The organism is Pseudomonas sp. Tun-23181 (assembly GCF_057415455.1).
This window is the reverse complement of the sequence record NZ_CM171630.1, coordinates 3,910,164-3,930,140: the sequence shown is the minus strand read 5'-3', so window position 1 is coordinate 3,930,140 and position 19,977 is coordinate 3,910,164. Positions and strand designations below refer to the sequence as shown.

25 protein-coding genes are annotated in these 19,977 nt (G+C 54.7%); 5 read left to right on the top strand and 20 right to left on the bottom strand.

Annotated features, from left to right (window positions below):
• Positions 1-26 precede the first annotated feature (26 nt).
• Positions 27-980, bottom strand: coding sequence for an AEC family transporter (locus ACDI39_RS18695; RefSeq protein WP_021783606.1), 954 nt, complete (start codon positions 978-980; stop codon positions 27-29).
• Between the two features lie 122 nt (positions 981-1,102).
• Here ACDI39_RS18695 and ACDI39_RS18690 point away from each other — a divergent pair, with 122 nt between their 5' ends.
• Both ACDI39_RS18690 and ACDI39_RS18685 read left to right on the top strand, forming a co-directional pair.
• A complete protein-coding gene (locus ACDI39_RS18690; protein WP_010793081.1) occupies positions 1,103-2,407 on the top strand; it encodes an IS1380-like element ISPa33 family transposase in 1,305 nt (434 codons plus the stop codon).
• Positions 2,408-2,648: 241 nt separating this feature from the next.
• Positions 2,649-3,536, top strand: a complete 888-nt coding sequence (locus ACDI39_RS18685) for a LysR substrate-binding domain-containing protein (RefSeq protein ID WP_170033495.1) — start codon at positions 2,649-2,651, stop codon at positions 3,534-3,536.
• Between the two features lie 28 nt (positions 3,537-3,564).
• On the opposite strand, the gene ACDI39_RS18680 is transcribed toward ACDI39_RS18685, so the two are convergent.
• From ACDI39_RS18680 to ACDI39_RS18625, 12 genes are all read right to left on the bottom strand, one after another.
• Positions 3,565-4,878, bottom strand: coding sequence for an MFS transporter (locus ACDI39_RS18680; RefSeq protein ID WP_021783604.1), 1,314 nt, complete (start codon positions 4,876-4,878; stop codon positions 3,565-3,567).
• 72 nt (positions 4,879-4,950) lie between these two features.
• Positions 4,951-5,790 (bottom strand): class II aldolase/adducin family protein, encoded by an 840-nt coding sequence (locus tag ACDI39_RS18675; RefSeq protein ID WP_009681448.1) that lies wholly within the window; start codon positions 5,788-5,790, stop codon positions 4,951-4,953.
• Positions 5,791-6,042: 252 nt separating this feature from the next.
• Positions 6,043-6,258 carry a tautomerase family protein gene (locus ACDI39_RS18670; RefSeq protein WP_009681449.1) on the bottom strand — a complete coding sequence of 72 codons (216 nt, stop codon included), beginning with the start codon at positions 6,256-6,258 and terminating at the stop codon, positions 6,043-6,045.
• Positions 6,259-6,306: 48 nt separating this feature from the next.
• Positions 6,307-7,404 (bottom strand): alkene reductase, encoded by a 1,098-nt coding sequence (locus tag ACDI39_RS18665; protein ID WP_082044636.1) that lies wholly within the window; start codon positions 7,402-7,404, stop codon positions 6,307-6,309.
• A gap of 28 nt (positions 7,405-7,432) precedes the next feature.
• The gene (locus tag ACDI39_RS18660) at positions 7,433-7,999 is read right to left on the bottom strand and encodes an OsmC family protein (RefSeq protein WP_021783602.1); all 567 of its coding nucleotides are present in this window, start codon (positions 7,997-7,999) and stop codon (positions 7,433-7,435) included.
• Between the two features lie 67 nt (positions 8,000-8,066).
• Positions 8,067-8,738, bottom strand: coding sequence for a DsbA family oxidoreductase (locus tag ACDI39_RS18655; RefSeq protein WP_021783601.1), 672 nt, complete (start codon positions 8,736-8,738; stop codon positions 8,067-8,069).
• Between the two features lie 45 nt (positions 8,739-8,783).
• Positions 8,784-9,116 (bottom strand): carboxymuconolactone decarboxylase family protein, encoded by a 333-nt coding sequence (locus ACDI39_RS18650; RefSeq protein WP_009681453.1) that lies wholly within the window; start codon positions 9,114-9,116, stop codon positions 8,784-8,786.
• Between the two features lie 95 nt (positions 9,117-9,211).
• Positions 9,212-9,772 carry a TetR/AcrR family transcriptional regulator gene (locus ACDI39_RS18645; RefSeq protein WP_021783600.1) on the bottom strand — a complete coding sequence of 187 codons (561 nt, stop codon included), beginning with the start codon at positions 9,770-9,772 and terminating at the stop codon, positions 9,212-9,214.
• 59 nt (positions 9,773-9,831) lie between these two features.
• Positions 9,832-10,617, bottom strand: a complete 786-nt coding sequence (locus ACDI39_RS18640; protein WP_021783599.1) for an SDR family NAD(P)-dependent oxidoreductase — start codon at positions 10,615-10,617, stop codon at positions 9,832-9,834.
• A 397-nt stretch (positions 10,618-11,014) separates the two neighbouring features.
• The gene (locus ACDI39_RS18635) at positions 11,015-11,380 is read right to left on the bottom strand and encodes a histone-like nucleoid-structuring protein, MvaT/MvaU family (RefSeq protein ID WP_021783598.1); all 366 of its coding nucleotides are present in this window, start codon (positions 11,378-11,380) and stop codon (positions 11,015-11,017) included.
• Between the two features lie 142 nt (positions 11,381-11,522).
• Positions 11,523-11,729 carry a hypothetical protein gene (locus tag ACDI39_RS18630; RefSeq protein WP_021783597.1) on the bottom strand — a complete coding sequence of 69 codons (207 nt, stop codon included), beginning with the start codon at positions 11,727-11,729 and terminating at the stop codon, positions 11,523-11,525.
• An 80-nt stretch (positions 11,730-11,809) separates the two neighbouring features.
• Positions 11,810-12,001, bottom strand: coding sequence for a hypothetical protein (locus ACDI39_RS18625; RefSeq protein WP_021783596.1), 192 nt, complete (start codon positions 11,999-12,001; stop codon positions 11,810-11,812).
• Positions 12,002-12,344: 343 nt separating this feature from the next.
• On the opposite strand from ACDI39_RS18625, the gene ACDI39_RS18620 reads away from it, so the two are divergent.
• Positions 12,345-12,641 carry a hypothetical protein gene (locus tag ACDI39_RS18620; RefSeq protein WP_155249904.1) on the top strand — a complete coding sequence of 99 codons (297 nt, stop codon included), beginning with the start codon at positions 12,345-12,347 and terminating at the stop codon, positions 12,639-12,641.
• Positions 12,642-13,343: 702 nt separating this feature from the next.
• The gene (locus ACDI39_RS18615; protein WP_021783593.1) at positions 13,344-13,637 is read left to right on the top strand and encodes a hypothetical protein; all 294 of its coding nucleotides are present in this window, start codon (positions 13,344-13,346) and stop codon (positions 13,635-13,637) included.
• A gap of 16 nt (positions 13,638-13,653) precedes the next feature.
• Here ACDI39_RS18615 and ACDI39_RS18610 read toward each other — a convergent pair whose 3' ends face one another.
• The 4 genes from ACDI39_RS18610 to ACDI39_RS18595 all read right to left on the bottom strand — a co-directional run bounded on the left by ACDI39_RS18610 (position 13,654) and on the right by ACDI39_RS18595 (position 15,707).
• Positions 13,654-14,046 (bottom strand): hypothetical protein, encoded by a 393-nt coding sequence (locus ACDI39_RS18610; RefSeq protein ID WP_021783592.1) that lies wholly within the window; start codon positions 14,044-14,046, stop codon positions 13,654-13,656.
• Between the two features lie 65 nt (positions 14,047-14,111).
• Entirely contained in the window at positions 14,112-14,840 is a 729-nt protein-coding gene (locus ACDI39_RS18605) for a metallophosphoesterase (RefSeq protein WP_047934421.1), read from the bottom strand.
• 87 nt (positions 14,841-14,927) lie between these two features.
• Complete coding sequence (locus ACDI39_RS18600) at positions 14,928-15,323, bottom strand: DUF6957 family protein (protein WP_021783590.1); 396 nt, start codon at positions 15,321-15,323, stop codon at positions 14,928-14,930.
• A gap of 3 nt (positions 15,324-15,326) precedes the next feature.
• Positions 15,327-15,707, bottom strand: coding sequence for a hypothetical protein (locus ACDI39_RS18595; RefSeq protein WP_031322386.1), 381 nt, complete (start codon positions 15,705-15,707; stop codon positions 15,327-15,329).
• Positions 15,708-15,932: 225 nt separating this feature from the next.
• On the opposite strand from ACDI39_RS18595, the gene ACDI39_RS18590 reads away from it, so the two are divergent.
• A complete protein-coding gene (locus ACDI39_RS18590; protein WP_021783588.1) occupies positions 15,933-16,424 on the top strand; it encodes a helix-turn-helix domain-containing protein in 492 nt (163 codons plus the stop codon).
• Positions 16,425-16,545: 121 nt separating this feature from the next.
• Here ACDI39_RS18590 and ACDI39_RS18585 read toward each other — a convergent pair whose 3' ends face one another.
• The 3 genes from ACDI39_RS18585 to ACDI39_RS18575 are packed head-to-tail and all read right to left on the bottom strand — an operon-like array spanning position 16,546 to position 19,975.
• The gene (locus ACDI39_RS18585; RefSeq protein ID WP_021783587.1) at positions 16,546-17,379 is read right to left on the bottom strand and encodes a thymidylate synthase; all 834 of its coding nucleotides are present in this window, start codon (positions 17,377-17,379) and stop codon (positions 16,546-16,548) included.
• A complete protein-coding gene (locus tag ACDI39_RS18580; RefSeq protein ID WP_021783586.1) occupies positions 17,376-17,888 on the bottom strand; it encodes a helix-turn-helix domain-containing protein in 513 nt (170 codons plus the stop codon). Before ACDI39_RS18580 ends, ACDI39_RS18585 begins: the two co-directional genes overlap by 4 nt.
• Positions 17,888-19,975 (bottom strand): site-specific integrase, encoded by a 2,088-nt coding sequence (locus ACDI39_RS18575; RefSeq protein ID WP_486536981.1) that lies wholly within the window; start codon positions 19,973-19,975, stop codon positions 17,888-17,890. The genes ACDI39_RS18580 and ACDI39_RS18575 overlap by 1 nt, the downstream gene beginning before the upstream one ends.
• Between the last annotated feature and the right edge of the window lie 2 nt (positions 19,976-19,977).

Genomic DNA, 19,977 nt, shown 5'->3' with positions numbered 1-19,977 from the left:
TCCACTGTCAGCAACAACGGCTAACCCTAGGCCCCTGCAATACCCGTATTCATCCAGATCATCAGCCCGGTTAGGGTAGCCAGGGAACCCAGGGTGGAGATCAGGATGGTGCGGGAGATAAGCCCTGCCTCCCGACGATAGAATTCAGCCAGCATGAAGGGCCCAGTACCGGTGGGCAAGGCGCTGAGCAACAGCGCGGAATTGGCCCACATCGACTGCAGAGCGAAGACTTTGAACGCCAGGAACCAGGTCAGTAGCGGCTGTCCCACGAGCTTGATGGTGACCAGCGGCCAAGGGTTGCTCTTCCCTCCAGTCGACTTGACCGTTTTCTGGCCCAAGAACAGGCCAAGCGAAACGAGAGCACAAGGCGTGGTAGCCGTAGCGAGCATGTCGAGGAAGCTCATGACTGGGTGAGCCAGCGGAATACCTGTCATTGCCCATACAGCCCCAGCGATGGGCGCAATCACCAGAGGGTTTTTGGACAGCGCCTTCACTACGACCCCTACTGCTCTGCCGAGATGCCGCTCTTCCTGCAAGCCGATTTCGATGCAGATCACCGCAATGGCGAAGAGCAGGCACACAACGATGATCGTCGAAATGAGCGCCGGTTGAAGACCTGGATGGCCGAAGACAATCGCACACAGCGGAATGCCGATGTAGCCAGTGTTCGCATAGCCAGCGCTCAAGCCGTCGATGCTTGAAGTGGCAAGGCTGTGGCCGGTACTCAACCGCCAAATCAAAGTAGCGACAAAAATGGCCAGCGTGCCGGCTCCGAAGGAAATGATGAAGCCAGGCTGCCAGATTTCAGCCCACGACGCGGTCGCGGTCACCTTGAACAGCAGCGCGGGTAGGCAGAGCCATACCACCATCTTGTTGATCTCGGAGGCGGCCTGGTCTCCGAGTCGGTTGGTCTTGCGGCAGATGAAGCCTGCGAGGATGAGGGCAAAGATCGGCAAAACGATTGCAAGGACGGTGTACATGACTTCCACGTTTGGAGGGGATTTTAGCCCGGATTTCTCATGACCGCATAAACAAAAACGGCTGAAAGCCTTATGATTCTTGTCGCCAAACAAAGCCCCATAAGTCTTCAGCCGCGCACAAAATGCTACCAGAAAAACTCCACTTTTCACCCCTCTCTCGCCGCCTCGTCGAGGCCTCTTTCACCGGTGGTCACATCACCTCGGATGCGGGCTTGTTGCTGCTGCGCGAGGTCGACCGGCAACATGGCTTGACCCGCCGCCTGGCCAAAATCGTTCCCGATCGGCGTGATCCTGGGCGTGTCCAGCATGGACTGCAGACACTGCTCGCCCAGCGTATCTATGCACTGGCCGCCGGCTACGAGGATCTCAACGATCATGACGGCCTGCGCCATGACTACGCGCTGCAGACTGCGGTCAACCGCCTGCAACCGCTGGCCGGCAAATCCACTCTGGGGCGCCTGGAACAGCAAGCCGATCGCGAAACGGTGGTGCAAGCCCATCGCCTGCTGTGGGAGCACTTCATCGCCCAGCATGACCAGGCGCCGGCTGAGATCGTGCTCGACTTCGATGCGACCGATGTGCCGGTGCATGGAGATCAGGAAGGGCGCTTCTTCCATGGCTATTACGACCATTACTGCTTCCTGCCGCTCTATGTGTTCTGTGGTCGCCATCTGCTGGTGAGCTATTTGCGCCCGAGCAACATCGATGGCGCCCGACACAGTTGGGCCATCCTGGCACTGCTGGTCAAGTTCATTCGCCGCTTCTGGCCAGAGACCCGCATCGTGTTCCGCGGTGACGGCGGTTTTTGCCGACATCGCATGCTCGACTGGTGTGACCGCAAGCAGGTGGATTATGTGGTGGGTCTGGCCCGCAACACCCGCCTGCAGCGGATGGCGGCGCCGGCCATGCAAGCGGTCGCCGAGGCCTACCAAGAAACCGGGCAGAAGATGTCCGGCGTGTATCGCTTCCTCTATCAGGCCGGTAGTTGGCGTAGGCGCCGCCTGGTCGTGTCGCGCCTGGAACATGGCGAGCAGGGTGCCAATCCACGCTTCATCGTCGTGTCCCGCTTTGCCGAGGATGCTGCCCAGCAGTACTACGAAGACTACTGCGGCCGTGGCGACATGGAGAATCGGATCAAGGACCAACAGTTGGATCTGTTCGCCGACCGCACCTCCAGCCCACGCTGGTGGACCAACCAGTGGCGGCTGATGCTGTCGGCCTTTGCCTATGTGCTGTTCGAACGGCTACGCGATCATCTCCAGGGCACCGCATTGGCGCGCATGAGCATCCATAACCTGCGCTTGAAACTGCTCAAGATCGGTGCGGTGATCATTCGCAACAGCCGGCGCATCCGCGTGCTGATCAGCGAGGCCTATCCGCATCAGGAACTCTTTGCGGGGCTGGTTGCCCGCCTCAAGCCGACCTGAACAGGCGGGCGCCCCCGGCCCGGCTCAATGGGGGAAAGGGGGCAGTGCGCCCCATACGCGGGAATTGAATAAAAAACGATCAATTTTTAGCGGTGGAAGGCAGGTTGTTGATACGCCGAGGCTTCACCGGCCACGCCTGCCGGCCTCATGAGAAATCCGGGTTAGGCCTGCATAGATTAAAATCGCCGACCAATGCAGTCCAATGACTATGAAGTATCAGATCGATACCTCTGGAGCATCAATGATCGAACATCGCCACTTACGCTACTTTCTTGCCTTGGCCGACCACCTGCACTACGGCAAAGCATCAGCGCAGGTAAACGTAGCGCAGCCCTCGCTGAGTCGGCAGATTGCTGATCTTGAATCTCAGCTAGGCTGCCGGCTGTTCGCTCGCACCTCCCGGTCGGTGGAGCTCACCGCAGCAGGTTCCGAGTTTCAACGAAGCGCGCAACTAGTCATACAGGCTATGGACTCGGCGATTCGCTCCACTCAAGCTGTCGCTCGGGGCGAGAAGGGGGAGTTGCGTATCGCATTTACGTCCATGATCGCCTGGTCTGGCCTACCCAAGATGATCAAGTCCTACGCTGTAAACGCTCCCGGTGTGAACCTTGAACTGAGCGAGCTGATACCTGGCGCCTTGATGAAAGCTGTCGAGACCGGAGAGTGCGATATTGGCCTGACCTTCAAAGCCACGGTTCAGCCACCGTATCAATATCGGGAATTGCAGCGTGAGTCCCTGAGTATCGCGGTGCCGGGAGATCATCCGCTGGCACGCAAAAAGTCGGTAACAGTCCAAGACCTCATTGATGAGCCCTTCATCTTGAGCCCTCGCGACACCGCCTCCGCCCTGCACGACACAATCTTCAAACTATGTCGAGACAGTGGATTCGAACCTCGCGTGCGGATGTACACCCAGCTGCAAGGGACGATAGTCAATCTGGTTGGTGAAGGTCTCGGCGTCTCGATCATTCCAACGTCCATGTCGAAATCGAATCCAGACTCGGTTCTGTTCATTCCAATTACCAACGCACCCGAGATCACCTTGGGGATGGTCTGGAACATGGAGAACTCCAACCCATGCCTCTCCGCCTTCATTCAATCGGTCGGCACCCGCCTCGATCCGCCATGATCGCTCGGCGGGTATCGACATTTGTTTGCTAGCGATTCACCACCGATTTGGGCATCGCCAGGCAGACCACCGCAGCACACACCAGCGCAGCCGCGATGCAGTAGAGCGCGATGCTGGTAGAACCAGTGGTGTCTTTCACCCAGCCGATCAAGTAGGGGCTGATGAACCCCGCCAGGTTGCCAATGGAGTTGATCATCGCGATTCCTGCCGCCGCCGCTACACCGCCTAGGAATGCAGGCGGATAGCACCAGAACTGGCTCATAGCAGTCATCACGCCCATGGCACCCACCGAGAGAAATGCCACCGTCAACATGGGGTTTTGCGCTGTTGTGGTGGCGAGCACCAACCCCAAGGCGCCGATCACCGCAGGCACCGCCGCATGCCAGCGACGCTCTAGTACATTGTCCGAATGACGCCCGGTCATGACCATGGCAATCGTCGCCAGGGCATACGGGATAGTGGTTAGCAGTGAGACTTCCGCCGCATTCTGAACTCCCGAGTTTTTGATCAGCGACGGAAGCCAGAAGGTGATTCCGTTCAAGCCCATCATCACGCCGAAGTAGCCTGCACTCAGCAGCCACACCTTGGGATTGGTGAAGGCGCTGAAAGCAGAGTGTCCATGGTGCGACTGGTCTTCTCCCTGAAGATTACGCTTTAAAACGGCCTTCTCTTCTGTAGTGAGCCACTTGGCATCGTCCGGATTGTCCCGCAGGTAGAAGAGGACGACGAAGCCGGCGATGATCGAAGGTATTGCTTCAAGGGCGAACAGCCACTGCCAGGCTGAATAGCCATGCCACCCGTGGGTGGTCGACATGATCCACCCCGAGAGTGGCCCGCCCAGGACACCCGCCATGGGGATGCCAGTGAGGAACATCGCAGTAATTTTCCCGCGCCGGGAAGACGGGAACCAGTAGGTCAGGTAAAGGATGATACCGGGGAAGAATCCGGCCTCAGCAACCCCCAGCAGGAATCTCAGCATGTAGAACATGGCGGGCGTTTGTACGAACACCATACAGGCTGACAGTACACCCCAGCTGACCATGATGCGGGCGATCCACCGACGAGCGCCGATCTTGTGCAGCATCATGTTGCTCGGCACCTCAAAGATGAAGTAACCGAAGAAAAAGATCCCGGCCCCAAGACCGTACACGGTCTCGCTGAACTTGAGTTCGTCGAGCATCTGCAACTTGGCAAAGCCGACGTTCACCCGATCCAGGTAAGCGAACACGTAGCACAGAAAGAGAAAGGGGATCAGTCGAAGGGTTAAGCGCGCGTACAGCTTTGACTCGTCCGGAATGGAACGCGAATCGGGGACGCAGGCAGCATCAAGAGCATTAGGCATCTGCCTATCTCCAGTCATTGTTATTGTGCGGTAAGGAAGAGGCGCCGCCCGGACGGACAGCGCCAGAGGGCGTTACGAGAACATGTCAGGCTGCTCAGCCGCGATCTTGTCGTACAGCGCCTGGAAGTGCAGCCAGCCAATGAAGGGGCTGCCCACGTTCTCACGGCTGTAGCGGCAACGTTCTGGCGACACCAGTTTTGGTGTGATGCCAGAGGCCTCGATCAGCAACTGCTGCTGGCAGCAGCGTTCCAGAGCGATGAACCAGAATGCGGCTTCGTCGATGCTGTGGCGGCTCGCGGTCAGCAGGCCGTGGTTTTGGTGAATAGCAGCGCGCACGTCTTTGAAGTAATCGCAGACGGCGTTACCAGCCTTGGTCTCCACCGCAACGGCGCCGGCTTCTGCAGTGATGACGACGTGGTCTTCAAAAAACACGGCAGCATCTTGGGTGATCGGCAGCAGCGGACGCCCGGTGGAGGCCCATGCGCCACCGTAGATGGTGTGAGCGTGGCACATCGCAACGATGTCCGGGTGCGCTTCGTGGACGGCAGCGTGCAACACGAAACCGGCACGGTTGATGGCGTAGTCACCCTGAACCACTTTGCCCTTGTGGTCGGCCAGGATCAGGTTGGACATCTTGACCTGTGAGAAGTGAACGGCCATCGGGTTCGTCCAGTACAGCTCAGGAAACTCTGGATCACGGACAGTCAGGTGACCAGCAAAGCCGTAATCGAGGCTGTGCTCGGCGAATGCGCGGCACGCAGCCACCAGGTGCTTCTTGCGGTACTGACGCTCTTCTTCGAAGTTCTTGAACTCAGGGATCTCGGGGAAGATGAGCCCTTCCTGTTCAGGCTGATAAATCGAAATGCGCTTCTTACCGCCTGCGGTTGGGTCAAGTTTGAGTACCGATTCCACGATTACCACCTCTGGATATTGTTTGGGGTGACGTCATGGTCTCGATCTGGCGTGGGGGTGACAAACGATCCGTTTTCAAGCAAGGCTCAATAAAATTCAGTCTTCGCTGTTTGGCATCTACGGCATGAAGCCGGCACTACGAAAGCTCTCGAGGGCCTGATTGTAATTCAGCCCTTGAAACGCAAAATGCCCTGGAGCGAGTAAACGCCAGGGCACATTGCACTGATGCTGCGATGCAGCATTGGAAGGTTGTCAGGCGTTTTGCATAGCTCTGACTTTGTCAGTGGTAATGAGCTCACCACCGATGCCCCAGTCACCGCTCTTCACCTCTTCGAAGATGACCCAGGTCACACCACGCATTTTCTCGCCTTCAACCGAGACCATGGCGTCGGTGATCTTGCTGATGATCTCTGCCTTCTGCTCCGCAGAGAAAACACCTTCGATGCCTTTCACAGTTACCAATGGCATAACCGCACTCCTTCAGTTATTGGGTATTCCGATGATCAACACGCCTGATCAAGCCTGGTAAGGCGCGTAGTCCGTGTAGCCTTTTGCCCCGATCACACCGTAGAACGTGGAATGATCGCTGGGGGCCAGAGGCCAGCCGTTTTGCATCCGCTCCACCAGATCGGGGTTGGCGATGTAGGAGGTGCCGAAGGCGATCAGATCGTGATTGCCGTTCTGCAGCTCCGCTTCTGCCAGCTCAGCGGTGAAGCCACCTGCGCCAATGACCGTGCCCTTATAGAGCGAGCGGAACTGCTTGTAGAAACCATCCGGGAATGGAACCGCGTCCAGTGTTGGCTGGTAGTTCAGATGGACGAAGGCCAATTCGCGCTCGTTCAATTCGGCAGCAACACTGTTCCAGGTTGCTTCCTCTTCCGGGTACGGGCGAAGGTCATACAGGCGCCCAAACGGCGAGATACGAACACCGACACGGAAGCTGCCAATGGCATCAGCAATCGCGTCGACCGTTTCCAGCAAGAAGCGCTGTCGGTTTTGAATCGAGCCGCCGTACTCATCGGTACGCGTGTTGATTTGGCTGCTCAGGAACTGGTCGAACAGGAAAGCGTTAGCCGCCATGAGCTCCACACCATCGAAGCCCGCATCCACCGCTCGCAGTGCGGCGGCAACGAAGTCTTCGGTCACGCGGTGGATCTCATCCACAGTTAAAGCACGCGGGACACTCGGTGCGACCGGGCCAGCCACACCGGGTGCAGTCCAGGCGTAAACCGTAGTGCCCACAGCAGGCTCGGCACTTGCCGAAACAGGCGCTGCGTTGCCAGGCTGCAGCGATTCGTGAGACATCCGGCCTACATGCCACAGCTGGGCGAAGATCTTGCCGCCTTTAGCATGAACGGCATCAGTTACCTCGCGCCAAGCGCGGGTCTGCTCGTCGGTGTAAATGCCGGGGGTGTACAGGTAACCGCGCCCCTCGTCGGAGATCGGCAGGCCTTCAGTGATAATTAGGCCCGCCGAGGCCCGCTGCGCGTAGTACAGAGCGGTCAGCTCGGACGGCACATTGTCTTCCGTCCGGGTGCGGGTCATTGGGGCCATCACAACGCGGTTGGCGAGTTTGAGGCCTTCCAGGTCGTAAGGAGTAAACAGCTTTTTCATGATCTACCTCTGCAAACAACTTCGTGAATCAGGCGGTTGGTTGACCAGCGATAACTTCCAGCTTGGGCACCATGCGGATGGCCTTCGAGAAGTTGGCGAGGTTCACGGAAGTCTTGGTGACGATGCGATGCAGCTCTTCCACTTTTTCTGCAGGTGCATCGGTGTGGATGCGCACCACGTAGCTCATCTCGTCAAAGCCTGGGTTGACGCTTTCGTCCAGGCCCAGGAAGCCACGCAGATCCAGCTCGCCACTGGTTTCGATTTCCAGACTGTGGATAGTGATGCCCATGGCCGACGCGTTCACCACATAGCCAACTGAGAGGCAGGCGTTCAGGCCAGAGATGAGTAGCTCCTGCGGGTTGGGGGCAGAGTTGGTACCCAGCAGCTCCAGCGGCTCATCAGCCGCGATCTGGACGTTTCGTGGGTAGTCGGTGCCGCTCAGGTGGAAGCGGTCAATGGTCGCCACGGTGCGGGTCTGATGTTCCCACTTGGTGTTGATTTTGAAGCGTGCGTGACGCTTGGCTGGATCTTCAGCGACGCCCTGTGCAAAGGCTTGCAGAGCAGCGACATCGATACCGTTGAGATGCTTGTCCATTTTCAGTTCCTCTCAAAATCGTGGATAAAAAATCAGAAATAAAAAACAGGTGAAGGCGATGGCCTGGTCAGCTCTCGCAACCAGAAATCGAGCAACTTGCTCCACTCACGCTCTCTCCATCGTTCGAAAGATCCTCAACAGCTGATTTCAGCACCTTGGAGAACACCTCAATCTCTTGGGCCCCTGAGAGATAGCGGTTGCCATTGACAACGAACAATGGGATGCCGGTGCCAAGGCCCTTAACGGTTGCTTCATCGCTGAGAATCGCTGCTTCCGAAGAATCGAATCCAAAGAGGTCAGCAGCACCAACTTCAGCTGCAAGATCTCTAAGTGTTCGCTCATCGAAAATGTCGCGCCCCTCTGTAGTTCCAGCTGCGTAGAGTCGCTCTACATATTTCGCCTGTAGCGTCGGACTCGAAATGGCTTTCACGTACTGATGCGCCGCACTGGTGTCCCCGAAACGCATCACATCGAAGCGGTAGTCCAAGCCCTCAAGAGAGGCGACTTCCTGAATAGCTTCCATGAAGACCTGTGCACGAGCCCGGCTACCTGTCTTCAGCACCAGTGCCTTCTCGAATGCGATGGGCTGCATGCCTTTGGCCAAGCGGTAGGCCCTGGGTACAACTTCAACCTCTACGTCGCTCGGAAGAGCGCCGATTGCCTGCTCCAATCGCTTCTTTGCTATCCAGCACCAGGGACAGACAAAGTCGGAATAGACTTCAACCGTGATCTTTTTCATAACTTTCCTCTGCACCTTTGCTGTCACAAAGAACGGCCTGGGCTATCAGCTACGATCCATGGCATCCAGCACGTGGGTGCTGTAAACAACCGCCGCGCCGGCATTCAGGTTCACTGCTACTCCAAGTGCCTCAGCGACTTCCTCGGTCGTGATGCCAAGCTTCTTGGCTTCCGCTGCATGGAACGCGATGCAGCCGTCACAGCGAGTCGTTACTGCCACCGCCAGCGCGATCAGCTCGCGAGTCTTCGCGTCCAGGTGATTGGTTTTGTTGCCGGCGTTACCGAGCATTGCCACGCCCCGCAGGGTGTCAGGCGAATGTGCGCCGAACTCTTTCAGGCGGGCACTGACGTCGGTGATGGTTTGTTCCCAATTAGGCATGCTAGACATGATTACCACCCTACTAGTTGATAGGTAAGATTAGCCAAAAAATGGGCCGACACGGACAGCGCTTCGACCCTGTGCTCTTGCAGAGATCAGTACTCTGCGATCATCCAAATTACTGCCTTGTTCACATGGTCATCTTCGTTGGTGGCCCAGTTAATGAAGCTGGAACCTTCAAGGATGCTCAACAGCAAATAAGCCTTCTCTCTGGAGCCCCTACCTCGGGTGATTTCTCCTGAGGCGATTCCTTGCTCCATGACTCCGGTCAACCAGGACAGCTGCACATCGAAAAACCTGCGCGTTTGTCGCTGCAGCCCCTCGGGCAACGCAGCCATTTCAGCGGCCAGCGCACCACACAGTGGTAGAAGCCCACCTTCAGTACTGGCATGGAACAACACGAAAAACGCATGAAGTCTGTCCAGTGCACTTGGGTGATTGATTTCGATACGTTCGAACTCAGCCTCCACCCGAGATACATATTCTTCAACGATCGCAATCCCAAGGTCTTCCTTCGTCGGGAAGTGGTAGTGAATGCTCGCCTTTCGAATACCTACCGCATCGGCAAGATCTGCATAGCTGAATGCCGCATACCCCTTGGTACGCATCAGCCCTTCAGCGGTTTGAATCAATGCGTCCCGTGTTGCCAGTGTCATAAATTCTCCTGCCACAATCGCTCGACCAGAAAAGAGCGATTCCGGCCACTACCAGTATGTTACTTGCCTTGCTTACGACCGGCCATGACCCCGCCGTCAACATCCCACACCGCGCCAGTTACCCACGACGCCTTGTCCGACAGCAGGAAGACGATCGATTCAGCGACATCACGCGGAGTGCCGTTGCGGCCCAGCGGGTGGAAATTGTTGAAGTCCTTCAGGGCACCATCCAGCTGATCACCAGGAATGAAGCGTTCGAAAATCTTGGTTTCCACAATGCCAGGGCTTACCGAATTCACGCGGATACCATGCTCTGCCAACTCTGCACCTGCGTGGCGAGTGAGCGTGTCCAGGCCGATCTTGGCCATTGAGTAAGCTGATGCGGGTACACCTTCAACGGCCTGGCGGGCAGCAGCAGCAGTTACGTTTACGATCGAGCCATGCTTTTTCTGCGCGACCAATTCTGCAGCTACGTGACGGGTCAGGAAGAAAATGGCGCGATTGAGGTTGAGGAAGTTGTCGTAGTCCTCCAACGAGTGCTCAACGAAGGCCTTTGGATAATAGATGCCGGCGGAGTTGACCATCAGATCAATGTCCTTGTGCTCGGCAGCCAGTTTCTCGATCAATCCCTTCACGCTAGCGAAGTCGGTGAGGTCAGCCGAATAAGCAATGACCTTATTCTCACCTACCAGAGCTGCCAGCTCTTTACGGGCCGCTTCGGCCTTTTCGGCACGGTTACCCACGATCACGACTGAGCCGCCTTGTTCCGCCACCATACGTGCGGTTTCAAGACCGATGCCGCTCGTACCACCTACAACCAGAAGCTTACGACCTTTGAACTGCATGAGTAGTACCTCCTCGCTTGTCTATCTACTGGTAGGTAGATTAGGCCTGCGTGATTTGGGTGTCAAGCTACCGCCTGTCGTGATCGGTCAGAGGGAGTGGATGACGCCGCGAGGGGGCGCTAACCCGGGCGGATCAGAAACCGGTACAACTAAAGGAAGCTAGACCAGCTAATGACCAGCACGAAGACACCCTTCATTTGATCGTTCTTGGATTGCCCAAGCCAGGTCGAGACGGAAACAAAAAAACCGCCAACAGGCGGTTTTTTTAATGGTGTAGCTCGGGGTCTCCGACTCTCCGCGACGGGGGATTGATTTACCGCTGAAGGGTTCATTTCCTCGTCGGCGATTTACCAGATGAGGCTATCTATCGGGCCCACACCTCATCAAAACGCGATGATTACTGGCGCCACGACTCCACAGTCTCAGCACCATGTTCAGCTTTCCAAGCTTTCAAAACAGCGTGGTTACCGCCTTTGGTCTGCACTAGCTCACCATTGTGCGGGTTTTTGTATACCTTGATTTCACGTGGTTTGCGAACGGACTTCTCTTGAGGCTGGGGAGCTTGACGGCGGCTGCCTGCTTGCGGATCCAGGATGTTGATGACATCCCGAAGGGTGTAGCCATACTCGCCAAGTAAGGCGCGCAGCTTCTCCTCAAATTCCATCTCCGCCTTGATTGCGGAATCACCTTTCATAGCTTCCAGCTCTGCGAGCTGTTGAGCGAGTTGCTGCTCTAAGCGTCGGAATTCGGCGAGACGAGACATATGCTTCTTCCTAGATGGTTGTTTCAACAAGAGGATAGTTTGTCATATTCGACTGCTACATCGAAGTGAAAAAGTACTGCCCAATTGGGCCTAATTCGAAACTCATACTTAAGAGTGCCAGTTGACTAACCAGTATCATCGTTCAATGACTGGTCACTGCCGGGCCGCCCAGAGCCTGAAGCTGATAGTCCGTGACCGCCTGGAAGCGGTGATCAGTGAGCAAACGCAGCCGCTCAAGCTCAGCACCAGTAATACCGCCATCCTGCGCCTGGTGATACGCCTTCAACGCCTCGACGGCTTCCGCGTACATCGGATGATCATGAGGAAGCATTTTGCTGAGGTCTTTCATGACTGCTACTCCAATGGACAAAGGTTCCGGGTGGCGTGAGCTCAAGATTACTCAGGCTTGAGGGGCGTTGAGTATGTCGATCATCCCTCTCTACCACCTCCTGTATTCTCGAGGATGCAGCTCACGACCCCAGCCAGTCCTGGGTGTTGACCGGCTGCCTGAAGCTCTTTGGCCAGCCGTTTCAACTCAGCAGATTCTTGGCTCGTGAAGATCAAATCGCAGTAGTGAAGATCTGCGGTGGCCTCATTCAACCTGGCCTGATAATCCTTCATGGAAGATACCTGGGCTAGCCAAGAGCTATCGGCCGCGACGCCAACCTAAACCGCCCATTGGTGCCTTCAAATTGACCACGAACGGGCTCGGAAACGGCGTCACGGCCACCGAGGTGTGGTAAGGGCTGCTCAAAAAAAATCTAAGCCGCTCTGCATTTGAGGTCAATAGAAAAGCTAGCCGGCCTAGCGGCCGGATAAGCGATTACCACTACGACGGCTCAAGGCAGGAGACATCGTAGCCTTTGATAAAAAAAGCATCAAAAGCCAGTCGACCTTCCTGTTAATAGCGAATAGCCATGGACAAAGAAAAAGCAAAGCAATAGAAGCAGCTGAAGGGTATTCGATGAGTGACGGGGGAAAGGTGGGAGAGAGCAGCTTATTTTTGATTACAAATAATATACTCCGTCCCGCAAAAAAAATTTCAAGGGGGGTCTTTGAAAATATTTTCGGAAGTCGCCTTTCAATGGCTCATGGCCATCAACCACCTGCAGGATCTACCGAAGAGCAAAACCTCATCGATCCCGCTTCAATCCCTGCCCCTCGTGAAGTTTTCTATCCGCCCAAAGGCTTCATCGGCCAGGAAGGCGTCCGCTTTTTCTTCGAACATCATGCCGAGCCACCGCGCTCGCTTGATGCCTGATAGCTGAGTGAAGAAGCAGCTTTCACAGAGGTGCAACTCGTACACCTCACTCTGGTGTGTCGCCCCGTTACCCCATGCTCCGTGCAGTGTTCCAAACTGAAAATCGCCCTCACTCCCACGCGTAGAACACCCACAGCCGTCACAAGTGACGTCGACAATTTCGTTAGGTTCATCTAATCGCGAGAGCTTCATTCCTTATCCCACTCTTTAACTCGCTCATCAGGACTCAAGCCATACACTCAGTGCCTGGTTTCCGAATTCTCACGAGCGCATTCGCCAGCCCAATCGCACACCACATAGACACTGCGTAAGGTTCGTACAACCAAGAAGCCCTGAAGCTCTTGGAAGTCGAGGACGATTGATGTGATGATCGACGATCCATCCTCGAAGCGACGCTCGCGATCACCGAAAACGATCCCTTTGAGGGATAGCTCACCGGCCCCATATCGCACACTCGACAAGTACCCCGTTATCTCGACCCCAAAGGAACGTTCCATTGCGTTTGCGACGCTGCTTGGGATGGTGATCGCTGGAGTTTCCTCGATTGGACAGCTAGAGAGCGGTATGCGGCTTTTGACCATTTCAATCTCCTTGCGTGATCGTTGCTACGTCTGAACTGAGCGCTCCATGGCCGGACTGTTAACAGGCGAATGAATAAACGCGTGATAGCCTTGCCATCCCCATTCCCTAGGAGAACCCTCCTTGAGCACCACCTCGCGTCCTGGCTATTACGCGTCCCTTATCCATGCGCCCGCTTTCGCCGCCGATGCCACCGGCAGGCGTCAGAGCGAGTGCTGGAAACGCCTCGTTGATGACATTCACAGCTGCACAACCGAGCAAGACCTTTGCGTGGCAAGAGCCAAGGCAGAAGGCTTCATCTTCGGCCTGGTCGAAGCTGGCCATCTCCGCCCAGACGGCGAAAGGGACTACGTAATCCTGAGCAGCATCCAGCGCCGAAAAGATTTCCTGCGGACGCTGCTTTCGACGGTCAGTTGATGAACCATTCGCGTCTTCAGGCGCCCGTCAAGGCGCCTGGCTGCCTTGCTGAACGCGAATCCGGCTCGTCGGCTGTTGCGATCAATGCTCGAAGGCTGTCACGGCCTGTGCCGCGCCTGAAGGTCGTCAGCACGTAATTCCCGCATTTCGAGGAGATCACCCAATACCGCCCTATCTTCGACAGGGTGTAGATCGGCTCCGTCCTCAGCGTGTAGCCACGCATGTGCGACCCATGTCCTTGAACCATCTGACCAAAAACAACACCGAGCGCGCAGTCGGACGAGATGACCACATCACTCAGGTAAGCCGTGATGGGCATAGGGTACTTCTGAGCCATTGCCCGGATGACCCGTTTGAGTTGAAAAGTAGAGAGCTCTTCACCGCAGTATTCCTTGATTTGATCTGCCATTCACACATCCTGTTAATGCGTCTAAACCATACCAATGCACTTGGTGCTGACCGCTTAAGCGGCTTTCAAATATCGACGGTGAACTCCGGAGAAAACCCCGTACGCTCACCCGGATATCCTTTCGGATTGGAGACCACACGGCAGCCAAAAACGACTTTGTCCACCGCGTGATGCGTATGACCAAAAATCCACACGTCGGCCTGCGCTACCAAGTCGTGCCAAGCATTGAAATAAGCAGCCCCCAAGTGACCCTCATGACCACTCCCGGCGACCTCAGGGATAGGGCAATGGTGCGTGACCACGACGGTCGAACCGTCAAAGCTCTTGGCGAGCTCTGAGGCCAGGTAAGCACGAGCAGCAATGTTCCGGGCAATGAGGTCGACTGGGCGAAGCTTGCTGTAGCCGGTACCGACGCGGATCCGTTTGAAGTCAGTCATCCACTCTGCGCACTCCCGCATCGCGGCCCTGTAATCACCGGTTGCGGTGTAATCCGTCCAAGCCGTAGCGACCAAAAAACGGACGCCGCCAATGACGATGCTCTGGTTGTCCAGCACATGCACGTGGTGCGCAGCAGCCTCACACATTTTGGCCAACGTCCGGTCAACGTTTCCGCCGTAATGCTCGTGGTTGCCGCAGGCATAAATCACCGGGCAATCGAAGACCTCATTTGCCCAATGCACACCCCGGCTACGCACTGAAATGTCGCCTGCAAGTACAACGAGATCCGCGTCTACTGAAGGTGGCTGGAAGTCAGCAAACTCCAAGTGCAAATCAGAAAAAACCAAAACCTTCATACGGAACCCCGTACTCCACGCTGCGGAAGGCTACGTCGCCCATCCAAGGCCACCCAGAGGGGGCCGGGCTCAAAAATCTGGAATGCTCTACGGCTGCAACGACAAAACCAGCTCGAGCTTCGCCTGCTTCCTGTAACCATCTCCGACGAGAAGGTAGACCGTGCTTTTCGTTTCAAACATGCACGGGTGCTCGAACGAAACCGCATACGTGGATCTCACCCAGGAGCGTGGCGCAAAGCGCCTCCGGCTGTCATGGATCACGTCATGGGCAAAGATCACCATGGGCGCTATTCCATTCGGTAACGTCTCAACCTCTTCCGGAGGCAGCTCTACCAGAATCCAGCGCTGCACCAGGCAAAACGCTTTACCTGAAAAGCGTTCGTGCGCAGCTTGAACTAGGTCAACTCTCGTACCTGTCCAACCCTCCAATAGCTCCCCGGCGCCGTAAAGAAACTCCGTTATCTCATCCAACGAGATGACCATGATTCAGCCTCTCGCGCTCGAATAGACGTGGCCATCACTCGTGACAAATTCGTACACCGGGGTCGGCTGGGTACCTTCCTTGATCCGAATTTCGGAGAGCAGCTTCATCGAGAACTCGGATTGATTGGTCATCGCTGGAGGGGCGAGTAGCTGGACTTTATTAACGCTTAAAAAATCCACTGCATCCCCTTTGCAGAGGGAATCTACAACCTCAACGCTCGACACCAAACGCACGGAGGGGCCTAAACAGCCATTAACGAAGCCACTTCCTTCAACGACAAAGTAATAGCAATCAGGATTGAGGCTTGCTGAATCCCAAAACAAATTCAGGCTGTCCAGAGCTAAAAACTGCCCTCGTAGTTCGGTTCTTTGGGTGACCAGCACAACACACTCCACCTATCAATCGCGGGCATCTAGCTAGCACTTCGCCCTTAAACAATTCATATAAATTGACAATCTCGCGCCCACGGATGATCGTGCTTTGAGAACAAAAGCCACATGCGGGAACGGATGGCGCCACCATAACACCATTCTACATTCACTGCCTATAGTACGTGGATGTAGAATTTTCAGTGTGGCCTTATGCTTCCCTTTGCGGGAAGCTCTACCATGCCAACGCGATACACCCTGGCAGCCGTGCTCCGCACCACTCGTGCCGCTCGCGGCCTGTCCCAAGAACAGCTCGCATCCACGGTGGAGCCTCGGCATTTGCACAGGATCGAGCACGCGAAATCCAACATCAGCTTCGAGATGCTCGAAGACATCAGTAAACGCTTGGACGTCGACTCGGTAGCACTCCTCGCAGCTGCCGCTTGCTACGAGCGCCAAGAACAACTTGAAGAGTTCATGACGCACCTCTGGACAGAGCTGAGTAAGCTTCGTGAGATGCGTGTGATGGAAAGCCTGCCTGCGCAATTCTCGAATGGGAGTCTGATAGCAGCCAAATCCGGCAAGCCGCCGACTCCTCCAGACAGGATCAAAGCAATCCTCGACTGCAAGGCTGAAGGCCTCAGCCAGAAAGCGACCTCAGTGAAGCTGGGGATGCCTTATTCCACCGTCCACAAGTTCTGGCACATGCCAGCGGGGGAGCGGAAGGCCTGAGCAGTTGAGCCTTCAAATTCTCACCAGGGGGCGCTGTAGGCTCCCCGAGTTGTACTGCCGGCGGGAAGTCAGCTGAACACGACAACCGACCCATAGGGCCGGTAATCGTATGCCAGGTCAATCAGACCGAGACGGCTGCCGCGATGTGAGGGTGCGGGTCGTAGCCAACGAGTTCGAAATCTTCGAACTTGTAATCGTAAATCGATGCCGGCTTGCGAAGCAGCTTCAACTCAGGCAGCTGCCGAGGCTCACGAGCGATTTGAGTTTTCACCTGCTCCATGTGATTGGAGTAGATGTGGACATCACTCAACGAAATCACGATCTCACCTACATCCAGGTCGCACTGCTGAGCCAGCATGTGGGTCAAGCACGCCAAGGACGCCGTATTGTATGGCAGGCCGAGGAAGCTGTCGGACGAACGGATGAATAAATGTGAAGACAGCTTGTTGTTCACAACATAGAACTGGTACAGCAGGTGGCACGGAGGGAGTGCCATCTTGCCGTTTTTGGCGTTCTCTTTCGGGCTCACCTTCTCATCAGGGAGGAACTCGACATTCCACCCATGGAACAAGATCCGTCGGCTATTAGGGTTCGTCTTCAGCGCATTGACGACATAGTCGATCTGATTGATCGTCTTGCCGTCCTTGGTAGGCCAGGCTGTCCACTGTTTGCCATAGACCGGGCCTAGATCACCGTCTTCGGTGGCCCACTCATTCCAAATCTTCACGCCATTCTCATTGAGCCACTTAATATTGGTATCACCATTAAGGAACCAAATCAGCTCATTAACAATACTCTTGAAATGCAGCTTCTTAGTTGTAAGTAATGGAAAGCCTTTCGACAAGTCATGGCGAAACTGACGACCAAAGACACTCACAGTACCGGTACCAGTGCGATCATCTTTGACCGCACCGTTTTCTAGAACATCTGTCAGTAGTTCCAGGTAGCTTTTCATGAAATTTTCTCCGCCTGGGCAGCTTCCAGGATACTGATAACCTGCTTGAGTCTATCAATTTCCTTCTGCGAGTCCAAGAGCCGCTTGTTAGCATCCGCCAGAAGGTTTTGATAAGTATCTCGAGAACTTACCATGTTAATATATTTTCTTTCGCTCTTCTGATGCTCTTCCTCCGCATCCCTGCACTTAGTGAACCAATGAAGAATCTCAACCCTTGCGTTCTCCAGCTTTTCAGTCAGAAGCACCACAGGATCAACTGGTTTCTTTTTTGTGACCTGTTGGCGAAGAACTTCAATGCGCCGGTTTTCTTTGATGGTCTCCAGCCGTTCCAGAGGCCATACACGCTGCCTGATAGTATTGCGGTGAATACCCGTTAGCCGGCTCAGTTCCGCCGCCGTTGCTTTCAGTGAGTCATTCGCCGCGATATCCAGAAGCGCTTGCGCGAGCAGCTCAGAATAACGATCAAAATCTTCTTTGTTTTTCTGATCGAAAGCGTGGGAATCCGTCATCAGAGTTCTTCTCCCAGCAGCTCAAGCACCCCGTAGGCCTCTTCCATTGCAGCTTTGCTTTGGGCATGCAGATGGGCGTACTCAAGGTTCTCCAGCAGCTTCTTGTTTTGATAATACACATCTCGCCAGGCAGGGGCGTTGGCCTTGCTGACGACAGCATTTTCGCAACGGTTCGGGTTGCAGCGAAGCCCGCCGATGCAGGGGATCGATTCATCGAACTCCATGGGCCCGCCACCGTAGCAGAAGCCCTGGCCCACGCTGATGACAGCGATGTGCTGTTCAGCCATGGCCTCGAAGATATCGTCCTTGGTGTGTCCGGATGCCATGTATCCTTTGAAGACCCTCTGCAAACGCTCCTTGTGGGCTGCAGCGTTCACACCGGCATAACTGCCATCAGGATCGAATCGCTGCTTAATGCTCTCCACCTCGGCGTCATGGCGGAAGGACTTGCCGCTTACGCCCCTACCGCCACTTTTCGTCAGCATTTCAGCGATTTCACCGTACCCCAGAGTCGTCTTACTGAAGCCCCGCTCGGAATGGCCAACCCCTACGATTTCGCCAAAGTGCTTCAGCTGGTGAGAGATGAAAGGCAGGCCCACATCAGCACGATAGAGCTGATAGGCTAGCGTGTGCCGCATCATGTAAGCATTGAATTCAAGATCTGAAAACTGCTCAGCAGTCAGAACTCTTTCGAAAAATTTATCGAGTGTAGCCTTGGTTCCCACACTACTCAGCGGCCGACCCAGCATACCAAAGAGCACCGTATCGACGTTCGAGAAGATAAAATCATTATTCTTATATTTGGCAAGCAGTTGTGCAACACGCACAGCATCTCGAACTATCGGAATAGCCAACCAGAAGTCGTCGAAAAGTTCTACAAGGTTGTCTTCATGCTTGCTGACATTGCTTCTCAAAACCCAGTACGAACCATCGAAAATAAGGCACGAACTAGCCAGAAGCTCGGTATACTCCGAAGGACGCATGCCGGTATACTGCCCAATGATATACAAGCAAGCGTAGTTCACGTAATTCAAATAACGCCTGAAATCATCATCAATTGGGGAGCCTGTGTCCAACAAGTAAAGCTTAAGAGCATACGGTGCTACCACGCTAAAATAACGACTTGCTCTAAAGTCATCGCAACCAATTATTCTTGAAATCTCGTGCTTAGGAAAACCTTTCTGCTCAAGCCGCTTGTAGACGTACAAATTAAACTTCAGCCGACAGGCACCTTGCTCTCTCGCAAGATAAACACCTTTACTGTTTCGCCGATTAAGAGTAGCAGTATCAATAACTTCCTCGCCCATAGCATCCAAAAAATCAACGATAGCCAGCGAGGATGCGCACGAGGATAATTCGAACACATCATTGGGAAGCACCTGCCGTTTATTATTCTCTTCTCCCTCAGGACGCTTAGCTTTACCAAGCATCTTCCATTTGAGTACGGAAAGATTTACAACCGGCAAACTGGAACCGAAGACATTTTCTACAAGATATCCAGAGCGAATTAATTTAAAGAAATCCTCTAAAGCATTATCAAAAACATACTCGAAGTCTTTCGCAGCTTCCTCGTACAAGTGGGAAGGCAGCATGTAAACTGAAAGCAATTCGCGTTCAACATGCTCCCGCCCCAACTCTTGGACTGCAGCCGAATAGATTTTATCTAAGAATCGCAATCCAGCTTCGAATCTAGCTATCACTGTATTAGGTTTTGGAAGCGCCTTGGATACTCGTATGGATTTTCCCTGCCCAGGAATTCCACTAATCCCTTTCAGAACGAGCATGAAGGCAGTTCGCAACTCAAGCATCGCAAACTCAGGGATATTCGGGTATTTGGTAAAGTCCAACCGATGCTTCGCGCCACGAGTATGCCGAGATGCATTCGGATAGTCAGCATTAAAATCCCAGACCGGCGAAACAAAGGCGGAAAGCTTGGATACCTGTAATGACTGGATATAATTCAGAAAGCTCAGTGCTTCACTCGAAGCAACACTATTATCCTCTGACTTTAATTGGAGCAAGGTCGCAGATACGACTTCACGGTATTTAGCGAAAGACAGAAGAGTTGCAAATTCGACCTGCTCCATAT